This window comes from Pedobacter foliorum (assembly GCF_013266735.1).
GTDB lineage: Bacteria > Bacteroidota > Bacteroidia > Sphingobacteriales > Sphingobacteriaceae > Pedobacter > Pedobacter foliorum.
On record NZ_JABSNU010000013.1, the window covers coordinates 67,349 to 85,162 of the forward strand.

Annotated in this window: 11 protein-coding genes; all 11 read left to right on the plus strand. The window is 40.2% G+C overall.

The genetic code is table 11. The features are described 5' to 3' along the window. Positions 1–7 precede the first annotated feature (7 nt). The 11 genes from mobC (at position 8) to HQN83_RS20625 (ending at position 17,794) form a co-directional block, all read left to right on the plus strand. Positions 8–1,999: a conjugal transfer protein MobC gene (mobC, locus tag HQN83_RS20575; RefSeq protein WP_317172525.1), complete on the plus strand. Its 1,992-nt coding sequence runs from the start codon at positions 8–10 to the stop codon at positions 1,997–1,999. A gap of 150 nt (positions 2,000–2,149) precedes the next feature. Beyond that, a complete protein-coding gene (locus HQN83_RS20580; protein WP_173092903.1) occupies positions 2,150–2,620 on the plus strand; it encodes a carboxymuconolactone decarboxylase family protein in 471 nt (156 codons plus the stop codon). A 163-nt stretch (positions 2,621–2,783) separates the two neighbouring features. Next, positions 2,784–3,377: an RNA polymerase sigma-70 factor gene (locus HQN83_RS20585; RefSeq protein WP_173092905.1), complete on the plus strand. Its 594-nt coding sequence runs from the start codon at positions 2,784–2,786 to the stop codon at positions 3,375–3,377. Positions 3,378–3,443: 66 nt separating this feature from the next. After that, positions 3,444–4,475 carry a FecR family protein gene (locus HQN83_RS20590; RefSeq protein ID WP_173092907.1) on the plus strand — a complete coding sequence of 344 codons (1,032 nt, stop codon included), beginning with the start codon at positions 3,444–3,446 and terminating at the stop codon, positions 4,473–4,475. 167 nt (positions 4,476–4,642) lie between these two features. Further along, the gene (locus tag HQN83_RS20595; RefSeq protein WP_246254558.1) at positions 4,643–8,203 is read left to right on the plus strand and encodes a carboxypeptidase-like regulatory domain-containing protein; all 3,561 of its coding nucleotides are present in this window, start codon (positions 4,643–4,645) and stop codon (positions 8,201–8,203) included. 2 nt (positions 8,204–8,205) lie between these two features. Beyond that, complete coding sequence (locus HQN83_RS20600; RefSeq protein WP_173092909.1) at positions 8,206–9,930, plus strand: DUF4397 domain-containing protein; 1,725 nt, start codon at positions 8,206–8,208, stop codon at positions 9,928–9,930. A 13-nt stretch (positions 9,931–9,943) separates the two neighbouring features. Next, positions 9,944–11,140: a hypothetical protein gene (locus HQN83_RS20605; RefSeq protein WP_173092910.1), complete on the plus strand. Its 1,197-nt coding sequence runs from the start codon at positions 9,944–9,946 to the stop codon at positions 11,138–11,140. Between the two features lie 24 nt (positions 11,141–11,164). Further along, positions 11,165–12,244, plus strand: coding sequence for a fasciclin domain-containing protein (locus tag HQN83_RS20610; protein WP_173092912.1), 1,080 nt, complete (start codon positions 11,165–11,167; stop codon positions 12,242–12,244). A 21-nt stretch (positions 12,245–12,265) separates the two neighbouring features. Next, positions 12,266–13,492: a fasciclin domain-containing protein gene (locus HQN83_RS20615; RefSeq protein ID WP_173092914.1), complete on the plus strand. Its 1,227-nt coding sequence runs from the start codon at positions 12,266–12,268 to the stop codon at positions 13,490–13,492. Between the two features lie 34 nt (positions 13,493–13,526). After that, positions 13,527–14,537: a fasciclin domain-containing protein gene (locus tag HQN83_RS20620; RefSeq protein ID WP_217277440.1), complete on the plus strand. Its 1,011-nt coding sequence runs from the start codon at positions 13,527–13,529 to the stop codon at positions 14,535–14,537. 59 nt (positions 14,538–14,596) lie between these two features. Continuing rightward, positions 14,597–17,794 (plus strand): TonB-dependent receptor, encoded by a 3,198-nt coding sequence (locus HQN83_RS20625; RefSeq protein ID WP_246254559.1) that lies wholly within the window; start codon positions 14,597–14,599, stop codon positions 17,792–17,794. Positions 17,795–17,814 lie beyond the last annotated feature (20 nt).

Genomic DNA, 17,814 nt, shown 5'->3' on the forward strand with positions numbered 1-17,814 from the left:
GGAAGATATGGCAATGCAAACAGGAGAAAATGAACAGGCAATGAGAAAGATCCTAGATATGACCAGGTTCATTTCTATCAGTATGCTATTGCTGCATTTTTACTATTATGGATACCTAGCATTTCATTTTTGGGGTTTTGCCAGTGCTTTCACTGACCGGATAATGGTTAATATTGCCCGGTCAGGATTGTTTGAGGATTTTCATACATCCAAGCTTATTGCTTTGGCTTTTCTGTTCATTTCGCTATGGGGTGTAAGGGGGAAAAAGGATGAGAAATTAAGTCATAAAGCAGGTCTCGCATATTTGTTTACTGGCCTGCTGTTGTATTTTATCAGTGCATTGGTCTTGGTATTGGAGCTGAATTTTCGCTTGGCAGGGATGCTGTATATGGGGATAACTGCTCTTAGTTACTTATTGATAATGGCTGGAGCAACACTATTTTCCAGGATCATTAAAGGTAAGCTGAATGGCGATATCTTTAATAGTGATCAGGAGAGCTTTCCACAGGAGGAACGTCTGCTGGAAAATGAGTTCTCGATCAATCTGCCAACCAAGTATAAGCTAAAAGGAAAGGAAAGAAATGGTTACATCAATGTGATCTCACCTGCAAGGGCAACCATTGTCCTTGGTAATCCCGGCTCAGGGAAATCGGTCTTCTGTATCCGGGAGTTCATCACCCAGGCACTGGCCAAAGTGTCACCTTATTCCATGCTGGTTTACGATTTCAAGTTTCCCGATTTGTCTTTAATTGCATATAACCACTGGCTAAAGCATAAGGAGCGCTATCTGGGGGAGCCTGAATGTATTTTTATCAATTTTGACGACCTGTCCAGGTGCCATAGGGGGAATGTGTTTGATCCTTTGGGGATGATTGACATTACCGATGCCTCAGAATCTGCGCGTACCATTCTGCTGGGACTGAACCGGGAATGGCAGAAAAAACAAGGCGACTTCTTTGTGGAATCCCCAATTAATTTTGTGACGGCGATCATCTGGTTTTTGCGTAAATATCAAAATGGTATCTATTGTACCTTACCACATGCCATTGAACTGATTCAGCTGGACTATGATAGCCTGTTCACCGTAATGCGTCTAGAGAAGGAGATAGAGGTGCTGATTAATCCATTTGTAACCGCTTACCTGAATGACGCCATGGAACAGCTCGAGGGACAGATTGCCTCAGCTAAGATTGCTTTGGCCAGGTTGTCTTCGCCTCAGCTTTACTACGTGTTGTCTGGTAGTGATTTTAGCCTGGATATCAACAATCCGAAACATCCCAAGGTCATCTGTATGGGAAACAACCCGCAGAAAATTCAGACCTATGGGGCAGTGCTTTCGCTGTACGTAAATCGTTTACTGAAAATCATCAATCAGAAGAATAAGTTGAAATCTATGCTAGTCTTCGATGAGTTCCCAACGCTGACAACGGACATCATCCCTACCATTGCCACCGGTAGGAGCAATAAAATCGGAGTTTGTCTCGGTATCCAGGATGCCAGCCAGCTGCGTAAGGATTATGGCCGGGAGCAGGCGGATGTGATTATGAGTACGGTGGGGAACATCATTGCCGGGCAGGTGACCGGGGACACCGCTAAACAGCTGAGCGAACGTATCGGCAAGATCATGCAAGACCGTCAAAGCATGTCCATCAATAGTGGTGATACTTCGATCAGTAAAAGCAAGCAGCTGGAGTTTGCAGTTCCGGCTTCTAAGATTGCATCGCTTTCTAGCGGGGAATTCGTAGGAATGGTCGCCGATATCCCGGATCAAAAAATTAAGCTAAAGGCTTTCCATGGCGAGATACAAAATGACTTCGAGGCCCTGAATAGGGAAGAAGCTACCTATGTACCCATCCCGGTGATCAGGATGGTCAATTCAACCATGGTGCAAAAGAACTACCTGCAGATCAAACAGGATGTGCAGGACATTGTACAGTCTGAGCTTCAGCGGATGATTGGTGACCCGGCACTGGCTCACCTGGTGATTCGCAAAGCTTAGCCGATTTATCTGCTTAGGGGCATACACGTTGCCTTTAGATGAGGTTGGGGATAAAAAAATCAAAATATCTTTTCATTCATGTCCTGTTTCTAAAAACTCAATCGTAATAGAGCTATAAAACAATATGGTATTACAGTTTAGATAAAAAAAATGGGACAAAGAATCAATGCCTTCGTAAAAGGTCAAAACGCAATGAAAGCAATGTATGGCTTAGGAATTTACCTTTCTAAATCACCAGTAGAACAAAAACTTTTAAACTTAATTTATTTCAGGGTATCGCAAATTAATGGATGTGCTTTTTGTTTAGATATGCACTCAAAAGATCTTCGTGTAAAGGGCGAAACCGAACAGCGTTTGTTTGTGTTGGATGCATGGAGAGATGCTCCGTTATATACAGATCGCGAGCGTGCGGCGCTGGCATGGGCAGAGGCGGTAACAAAAATATCAGGAGGTGATGTTTCTGACCAGGTATACAACCAGGCATCACAACAATTCACAGAAGAGGAATTGATTGATTTGACATTAGCCATCACTACTATTAACAGTTACAATCGTATCAATATTGCTTTCCGCACTCCGGCAGGAGATTATAAGCCTGGTGCATTTGCGGTGAAAGATTAATAGTTAGTTTTTTTAGATGAAGAGGCAGTCCTTAATTGATAAAGGGTTGCCTTTTTTGTTTGTCATAATTCCATTAGGTATTCTTTACTATATGTTAATATTGCGGTAATGTAGGTGTATGTTTTGGCCGGTACTTTTGCTGTCAGATTTATTTGTTCCACGAATGATTAAAGATTACACCACATTATCAGATCAAATATTGCTTCAAAAATGCCGCGAGGATAACATTAAAGCATACGATCAGTTATTTGAACGGTATTTTGGTGTTCTTTACAATTTCTCAGTTACTTATGTTAAAAATACAGCTGTAGCCGAAGAGCTAGTTATGGATTTGATGTTCAACATCTGGAAAAAGAGAAACGAGCTACAAATAAATGGGGAGGTAAGTGTTTACCTGTTTAGTGCAATGAAAAATGTACTGTTCAATTTCATCCGCAAAAAGGAATTGGTAACTACCAATATAGAATTGCTTCCAGAGCAACATGCTACAACGGATAAATCTGCCGATCATGAACTTCATTACAAAGAACTTGAACAAGTTTATCAGTTAAAACTGAATCAGCTGAGCCCACAACGACGAAAGATATTTAAGCTAAGCAGAGAGGAACAAATGACTTACCCTCAGATTGCTGAAAGCATGAATCTTTCTGTAAATACCATAAAAACTCAAATGCTTGTATCTCTTAAACATCTTAGAGAAGGTCTCAAAGAGCATATAGATATCACCATGTTTCTTGTGCTAATTTTCTTTATTTAATTTATTTTCATTTCCACTCACCCTATCCCTATACAAGTTGTGTCTTGTAATTGAAGGATAGAAATAATGAATTTAAAAGTAGATAAGGCGCTCATCAAAAAATATCTTGATGGTGACTGTGATGATAAAGAATTAGAATTGGTGCGTGATTTTCTTAAGCAGGAAAATGCGCAACAAATATTTGATGAAGTATGGAATGAGCAATGGGCTGATAAAATTAAAGCAGATAACGTAGTCTCTAATCAAGTACAAAATTCCGACTGGAAAAATAAAATACACCAACGGATTAATCAGGAGTCTTTAAATACAGAAACTGTTGTTGTACCTATTCGCACTCCTTTTATAAAAAGAATTGCCAACTGGCAATATGCAGCAATCTTAGCTCTATTATTTATTGGAGCCGGGCTATGGGTTGTTACCAATAAAAAAACTCAAGAGCAAACCAGTATAGCTTATGTAGAAAAGCACAATGGTAACGGGCGTAGAACCATCATCACCCTTCCCGATAGTTCAACGGTTTATCTTGGTCCGGATAGCAAATTGCGTTATGCCGAAAAATTTAGTGGCAACACCAGGGAAATAAAATTAGAGGGTGAAGCTTTTTTTGAGGTTACTAAAAATCCAAAGAAACCTTTTATTATTCATACCGGAATAATCACCACCAAAGTACTAGGTACTTCATTTAAAGTAGAGGCATTTCTGAATAAGCCGGTTACGGTTTCTGTAAGTACTGGTAAAGTGAGGGTAGATAGACATACCGCAGGCAAAACAGAATCACTAGCGGTATTAATACCCGGCCAAACTGTAACCTGGAATGAAACTAATCATTTAAAAACTTTAGGCGAGGCTGTGGTTACTGATATCAGTAGCTGGAAAGATGGACGGTTGGTGTTTAATCAGGTTCCTTTATCTGAAATAGCCCACATTTTGGAGCGATGGTATGACGTGGATATTAGTTTTAGCGATAAAAAAACAGCTTTAAAACTGATGAAAGTTAATCTGACTGCAAATGTGCCAATCAATACACTGATGAAAATTCTAAGTGTATCGGGACAGTTCAAATATAATATTCAAGGCAATCACATTACTATTAATTAATTGGAAAGGAAAAGATATGTAATACTTAGACTTTAAAAAAGAAACGCCCTCCCGTAAAGGAGGACGCAAAAATCATCAAAGGACTGGTTGTTTTCGAAGACGCATCAGCCCAGCGATAAATATTAACAGATATACGCCATAGGCGAAAACCCGTAATGATCAAAAATATGCAAAAAGGATTACATCTGCGTTCTTCTTTTCGATTTATTAGCATGTTACTAAAAGGTGCTATTATCATCAGAAAGAAGTTTAGCGAGATGGCTAATAACAATCTGGTAACAGATAAAATCTATTTCTTTATGAAATGCTCGTTCCTTCTGATCGCTGTCAACCTCACATTCGTTGGAATGTTGTGTGCCAGTTCTGTTCGCAGTCAGAATTTGAATCAGAAAATTAAGCTTAAACTGGAAAATGCAAGTGTTGAGAATTGTTTGAGTACGATAGAAAAACAATCGAACATACAGATCAATGCACAGGTAAGCTTGTTAAGTAAAATCACAAAAAAAATAAGCTTAAATGCTGCAGAAATTACTGTGGCAGATGCTTTGGCTAAAGTTTTAATCAATACTAACCTCGAATATAAAGTAATAGAGGGTTATGTTGTAATTACCAAAAAGCCTGTGCCCATCATCATTTTAGGAACAATTGTGGATGAGAAAACCGGCGAAACATTGATTGGTGTAGGTATTCGCATTAAAACAATGGGTGGCGGTGCATCTACAGATACGAATGGTAAGTTTCGCATTACCGTACCTGAGGGTGGAGCAACACTTGTGATCTCTTATATTGGTTATCAGAGCTTAGAGATTAAGGTTGATGCCAACACTAAGGAACTGAAAATCTTACTGAAATCATCTTCTACTCAATTGGGAGAGGTAACTGTTCAGGCACGTAGAAAAACAAATACAGAGGTGGCAGTGCTTGATGAACGTAAAAAAGCGGCCATTGTACAGGATGCTATTTCTGCAGTTCAAATAGAGCGTACTGCAAGTATCACCACGACACAGGCCTTGCAAAGAGTGCCGGGGGTAACGGTTACTGATGATAAATATGTGGCCATCCGTGGTTTGGGTGATAGGAGTGTTGTTGGTCAGTTAAACGGTGTGCGTTTGGCTTCGTCTGACCCGGATAGGAGTTCTATTCCTTTCGATTTGGTACCGGCATCTCTTTTAGATAACGTTACTATTTATAAAACAGTTACTCCTGATAAACCGGCAGATGCTGCGGCAGGTATTGTTGAATTAAAAACTAAATCTGTGCCAGATAGCATGGTGGTTAATGTAATTATTCAATCGGGTTTTAACTCGAATATCGGAATAGGTGGTCAATATAACAGTTTCTATAACAGTGATATGGGATTTTTGGGCGATAAGATCAATAAAAAGAACTTATCTGCCGATTTCTTAAATCTGGCTACACAATATAAAGGTGGACTAAACCAGATCCAGAATATGATCTCGAACAGTGGTTATAGCCCTGCAGTAAAGCAGGAAGTTGGCCGTATTAACGGGATTATGCAAGGTTTTGATCCTGTGCTAACTACCAGGTATAAACAGGCTCCTTTAAACCAGTTGTATTCTGCCACTTTTGGTAATAGCTACACGTTATTTAAAAAGCATAAACTAGGAGTTATAGCCGGTGGTAACTATTATCGTCGTACTACAGATATTTCTGGCGGAGATATACAGCAATATAGTATCTATCAGGGTGTGGTAACCGGAAATCCGCAGGTAAGCAGTCCAAGAAACATCCCTAACTATATTACTCCGAACAACCTGTACATGGGTAGGTACCAAACCTATAAGGAAAATACCGGTAACGAAACGCTTAATTATGGTGTTTTAGGTGGTTTAACTTATCGCTTTGATGCCCGAAATGAAATCAGTATGCAATACCTGGGTAGCTGGGGAGGCGAAACGCAAGCCACTAATATGTATGGTGCTTATCAATATACCGGTTTGCCTGGAGATGTAAAAAGTACCATATATTCTTTAAAACAGAGTTATCGTACACTAAATACCTTTAACCTTCAGGGCGAGCATAAGTTTCTGGAATCAGACTACTCGCCTAAGTTAAGTTACAACATTTCTTCTTCTAAGGCTGGTCAGAATGATCCTGATTACCGTTTTGTAACGCTGGCAGATTATACGCCGCGTAATGGTGGGTATTTTGATAGACCTACAACCGGCAATGGCAATACCAATCCTGATCAGGTATTCAGTACGCATTTATATGCACTTTCTTCTGGTTATGTTAATGGCTTTGGTGCTTATGGAATTATTCAGGCTGAGCCTAATGGTCGTCGTTACAGAAATCTGGACGAGACCAATTACAACTATAAGGCAGATTTATCTGTGCCATTTAAATTATTCGGACAAAAGCAGGAGTTTAAAACCGGGGTAAATTACCTGAACCGCGATCGCGTATTTACAGAGAATGTGTTGTTCTTACCGGGCTCTAATTTTTCTTCCAACAAGTCGCTGCCATTGTATACGGTTTCTGGAAACCTGGATCGTTTGGTAAGTAATGAGATTATCGGCATCCATGCACCAACAGCAGGTATGGGCGAAGGTGCGAGTCCGGTTGGAGGGTTTTTATACAACAGCCAGAAATCGCCAAACAATTATACCGGATTTTTTGAGACCAAAGCGGCTTATGCCATGTTGGATTTAAAAGTGACTAAAGATTTAAGGTTAACAGGGGGTATTCGTTTCGAATCTACCAACATCCAGTCGGCAGTAGATACATCAGGCGTTTTCCTTGATCCTGCTTTAACAGCTCCGGGCACCAATATTCCACTTACTTTAATGAGCCCTAACTCAGTTTACAAACCAGGTTATAAGCCTTATTATTCCTTAAATACTACCTATAACCTTAAGGAGAATATGAATTTCAGAGCAGGGTTTAATACTACACTGGCAAGGCCTGAATTAAGGGAGATCACCAATGTATTTGAATTTGATGCTTTTCAAATGGGACTGGTTGTTGGTAATCCTAGACTGATCAATCAGAACACCCAAAACTTGGATTTTAGGTGGGAATGGTTTCCTAATAGTGGAGAGGTTATCGCTGTATCCTTATTTGGTAAGCGAATTGAAAACCAGTTGTATAAAGTGTTTAGCTTAAAAACCAGTGGTTTAGCGGCAACATATCCTGAATATCCGACCATCAGATTTGAAAATGATCCGAACGTTGGTAAGGTGTGGGGAGTAGAATTTGAGATTGTAAAAGATCTGGGCAAGATCTGGGATCCACTCCGCAACTTCTTTGCAGGAACTAACCTTTTACTGGCACAAAGTGATATTAAAAAATCACCTGAAAGATTGGAAGCCAACAGGTCGCTGGACAGGCATACGCCTGATAATAGTCCTTTGTTTGAGCAGGCACCCTTCTCTATTAACGGTTGGATAAATTACGATAACAAGAAATCGGGTACCAGCCTTACCGGAACATTTAACATGGTAGGGGAGCGTTTGATACAGATTAATTTAACCGGAGAGCCGGATCTGTATACCCGCCCGGTACCAATGCTAGATTTTGTGTTCAGTCAGCGTTTAACTAAGCGCGTAATTTTTAAGGGATATGCTAAAAACCTATTGAATCCTGCTATTGAAACCGTATACGCCAATCCTGGTACCGGTGGTAAATGGTATGGGAATAAATACCTGAACCGTAGCTATAAACGTGGTGGAGAATTTATGATGGGGTTCACTTATAATTTGTATTAAAGATGAAGAAATTAACGAAGTACATTCAGCAATTGCCATTATTCCTTGGTTTTTTGATATTGCTGGCGCTGGGTTCCTGTAAAAAGGAAAAGCATGATTTTGAATATGATAATAGGCTAATTACTGATGCCCGCAAAAGTTCATCACTACGTATTGTAAACCTGGGTGGTTATGGGCAGGTGGTAATGGATGGCGATACGCTGACCAATAAAAGATATCTTTTGCCAACGGATCCAATATCTGCGGTAGTGTCTGGTACTAAATATTTTCCTGAAAATGGTGGTAAACTGGGTTCAACCTGGAGCATCCCTCAGTCGTTATTGAAGAACGGGAAGGCTCGCTTTTTTACTGAAATTGGAGGTTATAATGCTCCGGCTGATAAACTGACAATTGATCTTGAGGAAAATGCAGCGCAGGCTATGGATTATTACCTGTTGGCTACTGAGCGTGTTGTGGGTGGGCAACCTAAATATCTAAAAATTCCTCGTGCGGTTTCTGCTCCATCAGATCCTACTAAATTCAAAGTACGGGTACTCAATCTTTCATCCACTATTCAGGTAAACAGCATGGAAAATCTGGTAGGGCCAATGAGTCTTGCCTGGGCTGATGGTACACCGGTAAGTGGTAAGACGAATAACATTTTGCCGGGGCAGTATTCTGATTACATCGAAGTGCCTTATACTACAGCACAGCTAAAGGTGTTAACCCCCGGTGGAATCCAAGTGCCCGGTACTACCAGATTGCCAATTCTTCCTTCAACATCAACCCTTAGTTCTGTTCGTGGCTGGCCACCTGAAGATACACGCTTAACTTTTACTGCATTTAAAAGTTTTGCTCCGGGAGGGATTTACACCATTATTATTGCACCGTACAATTTTAATATCCCTTATTTAATTGGTAATCCTGGCGAGTATGTTTCGGATTATCAAAATGCCATCACGATTATGAACGACATCAGCGAACCGCTGAATGTTACCTATGCAAGAGTGCAGGCTGTAAATACCCTGGTAGGTACAAATCGGATTAAAATAAGCATGAATGGAAATGCATTGGGTAATGGGTTGGCGTATACGGAGCATACAGATTATCAGAATTATATAACAGGTAATTATAACGTTGAAGCTAAAGATGCTTCTGGAAATGTATTGGCAAGCAGTCAGCTGAAGCTGGATCCTAATACCAACTTTACATTATGGCTGCATCCTAATGCCAGTGGTAATGCAACCATTAGTGCGGTAGCTAATGATTTAAGCAGGGTAATTCCGGGTACTACGGCAACTGATGATGCTACCTATCTTCGCAATAAGCTGGACTATCCTTTCAGTATCCGTTTTCTTAACCTTTGTCCGGATTTACCATATGTAACTTTTACAAAGGATAATGGGCAATCTTTTCTCCATAGTTTTAATAAGAATCCGGCTGCGGTAAATAACCTTACTCCAGGTGTTTTTACCACCGAAGCACCCTATATACAGATTGATATGGATAACATTCCATATAAAATTATGGCCTTCCGTTCTACTCCGGGTATAGTTCCGGGAAGTTGGGCAAGTGATATACCGGTTTTAACAGGGCAGCACCTTATTGCCAGACCTGAATTATATGTAAGAGGTGGTTTACCTAATCATGAGCCTGGTATTTATACCATCGCTTTGGTTGGAAGCACCAGCGCATCAGCCCCTGCGGGTCAAAAAGCAAAGATGATTATTCTGAAACACACCAAATAAAAGAACCAGAATTATGTTACCATTAAGAACTAAGAATATCACATTTTATGCTGCTATCGCTCTGTTGTGGTTTGCAACGGGCTGTTCAAAGGTAGAGTATAAAAAAATTGATGATCCTGCTTATTTAAGGGTTTTTAACAACCTGAATTATAAGATAGGGATCGATAATAAGGATGAAATGCTCCCTTTTTTGACTATGCTGATTGATCCTGAAATGGATCAGGGCGGTATGCCTGTCAGCGCTAAGATTAAAGGAGATTTTCTGGATCAGCGCGATCCTTATGCACCACCTTATCCATCTCATATCGGGAGTGGCACTGGCGTAAACAACCCAGAGTATCCGGGTAGAGAAAATGTACTGGTAGGGCCTGTTTTAAATGGTTTCGATTTAAGCAGCTGGGCACAGATTCCATCAGGTAAGCACCGTATTGTGTTCATGTTCCGCCCAAAAAATACAGTTCCATTTTTTAACCTGGATCCTAAGCTGAAAAAGAGTTTTCTGATTGATACCACTATGGTGTTAGATAGCAAGGAGGTGTATACGCTGCATGTATTGCAGAAAGATTACCTGACAAAAAGGAATGGCATTTACCTTAGGAAAGAGAACTTTCATAAGCTGCCATTATCCGATTCCTCAGTTTATGTTAACTTCTATAACATGAGTGCCAAGGGGTACTGGCAGGCAGATAACAACGCAAAAGGAGGGAATGTTTATGGAAAAGGTGCCATGGGAAATGGCATTAAAGACCAGATGAACATTTTTGTAACCCTGTATAAAAACAGGACTGTTTCTATGCCGAAATTAACCGGTTATAATGGAAAATACCTGGGCAATTTAACCAGAAACTCTGATGTGTTAGAAGTTAGCCCGTATTACAGTTTTCCATTGTTTGCCGATGCAAGTGCCGGAGGTATTTTTACTGACATGTGGCAGCGGTTTGATTTTCTGGCACCCGGAATGGACATCAGAAACATTCCCTATGGCCCTACTGTAAATGAAACAGATGGAAACTGGGCTTCTATAAATTGTTTAACTCCATTTACGGATTACAGACGATGGAATGAGGTGGTACTGCCTAATATGCTTGTAAATATCCACTCAGGTACATATAATCCGCGGTCGTTTGCTACGGTAAATACCATCGAGATTGTAAACGGAAATGTTTACCTCAGTACCATTCAGCGTAAATATGCGCCCCCAATTTACTAATGGTTTAATCCAACAATTAGAACAATGAAATACAAATCATTAAAGAAATACCTTTACCTCTTGTCGGCGTTATGGTTACTGGCTTTAAATTCCTGTAAGCACGATGATCTGCATATTGATAAGGCGAATGACAATTTCAGACCTGGCTTCGACTTTGTAAAGAATAATTACGACCTGAGCTTATTTGCTACGGCAATAGAAAAAACAGGAATAGGAGCTGAATTAAACAGTACGGGGCCATTTACAATCCTGGCTCCCAGCAACGCTGCCTTTAATATCATTGGGATAAACCGCCCAAGTGATTTTGATAAAATGAATCCGGATACTTTAAAGTTTTTGGTGCAGCGCCATATTTTAAATGAACGGATAATGCTAAAGGATATTCCTTTTAATGGAATAGATGTGCGTTACCGTACAATGGCTGGTACTGAACTGTATGCCTCAACTGTTAGTAGAGATAACAACAATACCCTATATTTTAATGGTTCTCTTGCCAGCAGAAAAGATGTAACGCTAGCCAATGGTACTTTACATGTATTGGATAGGGTAATGAAATCTACTGCAAAAACCACTGTGCAAGGTTGGTTGTCTGCAAGGCCGGAATATAGCATCCTGATAAGCGGGTTAAAGAAGTTTGGATTTTGGGATGAACTGGCAACAGAGGGGCCTTACACCATACTGGCCCCAAAAAATAAGGAGTTTGAAGCGAAGGGGATGACTGCTGAGGTAATTGCCGGATTAAATGTGAATAGTTATTTAGGCGACCGTCTGTTTGGCTGTTACGTAATGAGAAAGAAGCACTTTTTTGTGTCGGATTTTGTGGTATTCAGTATCATTAACAGCGATTCCTTTTACTATCATCCGATAGCTAATGATACTTATATCCTGACAATTACTGCCGGTAGGTTTAACTATAACAACATTTACGATCAATCTATAGGCTATAATATTGAGGTAAGAACCAATAAAAATTTCCCTTATGAGATTCTTACTTCAGTAACGGGGCAGGATCAGAAAGCCATAGATAACCTTACGGATAATGGTCTGGTGCAGGATCTTCAGGGTGTTTTAATCCTTCCTGAGCAGGCAATAAAGAATAATTAGATGATCTATAACAAGAATAAGATGAATATAAAATTAATTGCCATCTGCCTGTTATTTATAACGTTGGCATCTTGCAGAAAAGCCGAGTTTCAGCCTGAAGTAGAGGGTGTGCAGGTACCAGCAGAAGATTTAACGATCATGCTTAGTGAAGTGCTTGAAGCTTCGCCCTATACACTTTTTAAAGCGGCATGGAAACGTAGTAATATGACCAGTATTTTGGGAAAAAGGGGTATTAACACACCTATAACCTTATTGGTGCCAAGTGATGCTGCATTTATAGCTGATGGAATGACATTGGAGGTTATAAATAATACCAGCCCGGCATTGTTGGATAGCTTACTGCTTTACCATACGCTATCGACCGCCGTTAGCCCTAAAGACCTAAGTGAAAGGGGAGAGAATACGATCGGTACGAGCTTACTGGAAAACACTTATATAAAAGTAAAAGGATATGATAATCAGTATCAGACTGATCCTTATTTCTATCGTCAATATGTTAATGTGTTAGGTAAAGATCTACTGATCAATGGTAAAAAGAGCGGAAGTGCGACAGCTACTTTGGCAAAAAATGGAACTTTTTGGCCGATAGACCATGTACTGAAAAAACCAGAAAAAACCATGTTGGAGGCTTTACAGGATGATGGCCGTTTTGGGATGTATGTGGAAATTATGACCAAAACAGATATGCTTTGGGATGAGGCTATGATGGGAGCGGTTGAACGCGATCGATTTCCGAAAGGATTGTCGATTGACTATAATTACTTGATCTTCAAATCTATTTTTGCTCCTACGGATGAAGCTTTTCATCAGGCAGGATTTAAGACGGTTGATGATTTGATGGCATTGAATGACCGTAATCCTCTTCCATATTTTGATTGGGATACCTATGAGCAGGTAGGTACCGGTTATGCCACGGATACCTTATTGACCATGCATCGCTGGGGCAGAATTTTTAAAGAAAGGGATGGCTGGGGCCCCGGAGAGGATAATCCGGATTGTTTTTATTCGAATGATCTGAACAATAAACTGTTGTCGGGCTATGCGCTGACCTCCTCTGGATATACAGGAACTATTCCAATTATGTACGTGCCATTTGAATTTGGTAAAAACGAAGCGGGACAAGTAACTGTAAAAGTCAAATCAACCACTAACGCGGCGGCCACTATTGTTGAGGGAGACATCAACACATTGATGGGCCCCATACATGTGGTAAACCGTTTAATGCCGCCTAAGGGTTTTAAATTCTGACCGGTATCATTAGCTCATAAAGATCAATAGAAACATGAATTATTTACATAGAATATTAATAAGGCCATTGGGCATTTTCCTTATACTGATCAGTTGTGGATTGATCCTTAACGGCTGTAAAAAGGATGATGTTGCTAAAGCTGCCAGTAACAATAAGATCAGTGCAATTATAGCAGATAACTTTAATCTTTCTGTTTACAATACTGCTTTGATAAGAACAGGGTTGGCTAAAGTTACAGACAAGGAGGGTACATATACTGCTATTGCACCTTCGGATGATGCTTTTAGAAATGCAGGTTTTGGAAATGCTACAGCCATTTTGAGTATGGATCCCTCAAGGGTTTCGTCTATCATGAATTACCACATCCTGAACGGCGTTTATGAATTTAACAAGTTACCTTTTCTATTTAATCAGGAGGTGAAATCTGCGAACGGAGGTAAACTTTTTGTAACGCACTGGGTAAAACAGGGCGATACTATTTTAACCATTAATGGGTCTAAAATAGTCTCAAAAAATGTAAGTGCATCTAACGGGTTAATCCAGGTTATTGATCGTGTACTGGAGCCATACAGCCATAGTAAGGTTATTGAAGCTATTGCTTCAGACAGAGACCTAAGTCTGTTTCATCAGGCCTTGCAACGCTCTGGTTTAACGGAAACTTTAAATGGCAAGGGGCCATATACCGTGTTTGCACCAAATAATGAAGCAATGATAGCCTTCGGATTGAATACTATTGAAGCTATCAATAGTATGGATCCTACAGTTTTACAGGGTTTAATGCGCTACCATATTTTATCTGACCGCAGGTTTGTGTACGATTATGTGTTGAGCACGGGAGCTTCTAATCGTAGCGACCAAACCATGATTGATGGAAAATCTATTCAGGTGATACTTAAGCCTAACCCACAGGTGGCAGGTGCATTTATAGGTATAGAATTGAAAGGAACAGGGAATACATCGGTTATCCAATTAACTAAACAGGATGTGCTTACCGGTAACGGTGTGGTGCATACCATTGGAAGCCTATTGAGAATTACACAGTAATTAAGATTTTAGAGATGACAGTTAGAAATACAATTCACAAAATATTTTTACTCCTGTGTATGCTGCTGCCTTTTGCTGCGGTAAGTCAGGAAACCAGCGGTACTTTAAATGGAATGGTACTTGATGCCGGAGGACAACCGTTACCGGGTGCTTCTGTTACGGCTATACATCAATCTTCAGGTACAAAATATGCAACTGCTACAGATAAGAATGGACATTATTATTTGCCAAATCTTCGTATTGGAGGTCCTTATTCTGTAGAAGCAAATATGATGAGCATGAAAAACGATAAACGTGAGGGAATCACTATCCGTTTGGGTGCGGTAGTTATTTTAAACTTTGCCTTGATCGATCAGGCACAGCAACTTACGGAAGTAGCTATTAAAGCCACAAAGAAAGGGGCTCAGGCCAGTACTTATGGCTCCGGAAAGAACATCAGTGCCGATCAGGTTCGTAATATGGCTACAGTGTCGCGGAGTATAACTGATGTTACCCGTTTAGTACCTCAGGCAAGTAAAGACAATAGTTTTGGTGGTGCCAACTTCAGGTATAATAACGTAACAATTGATGGTGCCATTAATAACGATGCGATTGGGTTTAGTCCTTCCTTGGGTGGCCAGTCGGGTACATCGGGAATGGCAGGTAGTTCGACCAGGACTAACCCGATATCCATTGATGCAATTGAAGACATGCAGGTTTATTTAGCTCCTTACGATGTTAAGATTGGTAACTTTACCGGAGGTTCTGTAAATGCAGTAACCAGAAGTGGAACCAATTATTTAAGTGGTTCGGTATATGGTTTTGGCCGTAATGCTGCAATAACGGGTAAGGATCGGGTAGGTTCATTAGGGAAAATGAATAGCGACTTTTATGATTACCAAACCGGTTTTCGTGTTGGGTTTCCCATCATCAAAGACAAATTGTTTTTCTTTAGTAATGAGGAGATCACTCATAGACAAGATCCTTCGCAATTGGTAGCAGGTATTGCCGAAACCAGTCATATTTTAAGTGCTAAAGATGCGGATGATATTACTGCTGCCAATTTCTTTAATGCAGGAACTTCAGGGGTGTTTAATACTTATGCAAAGTCGACTAAGTTTTTTAACCGTTTAGACTGGAACATTAATGATAAACATCAGCTTGCTGTTAGAAATAACACGATCATTTCTGAAGCTTCGCATATGGATAGAGATCAGCAGGATTTCAGGTTCAGCAGTATGGCCTTTTTGCAAAAGAATAACCAGAGCTCTACCGTGGCCGAACTTAAAAGTAGATTTAGCAATAGCTTATCGGGTAATTTACTGGCAGGCTTTACTGCTGTAAATGATTCGAGAGATCCTTTTGGCGATCCAAGTTTGCCGCAGGTACAAATTGCCGGTAGAACACCGGGTACTACCATTTATGTGGGTACCGATCGTGAAGCCAGTATTTTTGATATGAAGCAGCGTACATTGGAGCTTACTGCTAATTTAAACTGGAACATTGGTAAGCATACCCTTACCGTGGGTACTCACAATGAGTTTTATAACATCACCTATGGTTTTGTAAATGCATGGAATGGAAGGGTAGATTATTTAAGTATTGAAGATTATCTGAATAACAATCCTTACCGTGTTCGTGGTGCATATAGTTACGAAAATAACAGCCGTCCGTATATTGAACAGCACCCTGGTGCTAAGTTTAATATCAACTTATACAGTTTGTATTTTCAGGATGAGATTCGTGTATCTGAAAAGCTGAAGGTGATTCCGGGCTTGAGAGCAGATATGGCTTATTTAGGTGATAGACCAGAATTGAGTGAAAAGACCCGTACGGCAATGGCCGATCCTTATTTTGGAAACACCTATTCTTATACACCTTTAAGCAGGATTACTAACAATTATTTGAATAAGATACAGCTTTCGCCAAGGGTAGGTTTTAGGTATGATTGGAATGGTGATCAAAGTCTGATTCTACGTGGCGGTGCAGGACTTTTTACAGGACGGATTCCTATGGCTTGGTTGGCGTATGCGTTTTACAACAATGGCGATAGTTTTGGTGGTTTTGATCAGAAGGCTGATCAGAAACCTTTTGTGCCGGGCAGTAATCCGCTTGCAGGTGGTGCAAATGGGATTGCTGATTTTATACAGCAAAATGGAGCAACGATCAATAATCCTAATAGTGGTAAAACCCAGATCGATTTAATTGACAATGGTTTTGTGATGCCGCAGGTATTGCGTACCAGCTTAGGTTTGGATTATACTACAACTAGTCAGTGGAAATTCGGGGTAGAAGCGATCTATACTAAAAATATTAAGGATGTTTTGTTTCAGCAGTTAAACGTGCAGGACAATCCGACTTATTATGGGTATGATAAAAATCATCAGCAGCCGGTGTATAGCGGAACAGTAGATCAGCGTTTTTCGAACACTTATTTGCTTAGCAATACCAGTAAAGGTTACCGTTACAGCTTAACAGCTAGCATTAGCAAAAGCATTGCTGATCAGCTGCAAGCTTCGGTGTCTTATACTTATGGTCAATCTAAAGACCTTTCTAATGGCGTGCGTAACTCTATGGAATCTAACTGGCAGTTGAATCAGTCGTTGGTACCCAATAATCCTATGTTGGCGAATAGCAATTTCGACATCAGAAACCGCATTGTGAGTACCATTAGTTACAATAAGATGTGGGCGAAGGCGGGTAAAACCAATGTGTCTTTGTTTGTGAGTGCACAATCTGGCAGTCCGTTTACTTATGGTGTGGTTAATAACAGTATACAAGGGTTGCCGCAACAGGTAAGTTTGGCCTATATCCCTCGCAGAGAAGAAGCGGTTCGTTATTTCCAGGATAATGCAGGTGCAACAGCCATTAAGCAGGCAGAGGCCTTTAATAGTTTTATCGATGCAGATAAGTATTTAAGTAGTAAACGTGGTGGATTTACAGAAAGAAATGAAGGACGTACACCATGGAATGTACAGGCTGATTTGCATGTATCTCATGACTTGTTTGTTAGTGCAAGTAAGAAGCAGTTTATTACGTTTACTGCTGATGTAATGAACCTTACCAATCTGATTAATAAGAGTTGGGGAGTTCAGTATTTCTCTCCAAATACTTTCAATTCTACTTCCAGTGTTGGTTTAACTCCGGTATTGTTCCCTCCATCACAAAATCCGGGGGAATATCCGTTGTACCAGTTTAAATCGCCGGGCAAGCCTTACAGTATTGACTATTATGGTTCAAGAACACAGGTGCAATTGGGTGCGAGATATACTTTTTAAAGTAATACAGATCAATCTAT

Excerpts from the sequence above, each read along its gene's own strand:
- mobC (WP_317172525.1), top strand. The coding sequence starts at position 8 with ATGGCAATGCAAACAGGAGAAAATGAACAGGCAATGAGAAAGATCCTA.
- HQN83_RS20600 (WP_173092909.1), top strand. The coding sequence starts at position 8,206 with ATGAAGAAATTAACGAAGTACATTCAGCAATTGCCATTATTCCTTGGT.
- HQN83_RS20595 (WP_246254558.1), top strand. The coding sequence starts at position 4,643 with ATGCAAAAAGGATTACATCTGCGTTCTTCTTTTCGATTTATTAGCATG.
- HQN83_RS20620 (WP_217277440.1), top strand. The coding sequence starts at position 13,527 with ATGAATTATTTACATAGAATATTAATAAGGCCATTGGGCATTTTCCTT.
- HQN83_RS20585 (WP_173092905.1), top strand. The coding sequence starts at position 2,784 with ATGATTAAAGATTACACCACATTATCAGATCAAATATTGCTTCAAAAA.
- HQN83_RS20625 (WP_246254559.1), top strand. The coding sequence starts at position 14,597 with ATGCTGCTGCCTTTTGCTGCGGTAAGTCAGGAAACCAGCGGTACTTTA.
- HQN83_RS20580 (WP_173092903.1), top strand. The coding sequence starts at position 2,150 with ATGGGACAAAGAATCAATGCCTTCGTAAAAGGTCAAAACGCAATGAAA.
- HQN83_RS20590 (WP_173092907.1), top strand. The coding sequence starts at position 3,444 with ATGAATTTAAAAGTAGATAAGGCGCTCATCAAAAAATATCTTGATGGT.
- HQN83_RS20615 (WP_173092914.1), top strand. The coding sequence starts at position 12,266 with ATGAATATAAAATTAATTGCCATCTGCCTGTTATTTATAACGTTGGCA.
- HQN83_RS20610 (WP_173092912.1), top strand. The coding sequence starts at position 11,165 with ATGAAATACAAATCATTAAAGAAATACCTTTACCTCTTGTCGGCGTTA.
- HQN83_RS20605 (WP_173092910.1), top strand. The coding sequence starts at position 9,944 with ATGTTACCATTAAGAACTAAGAATATCACATTTTATGCTGCTATCGCT.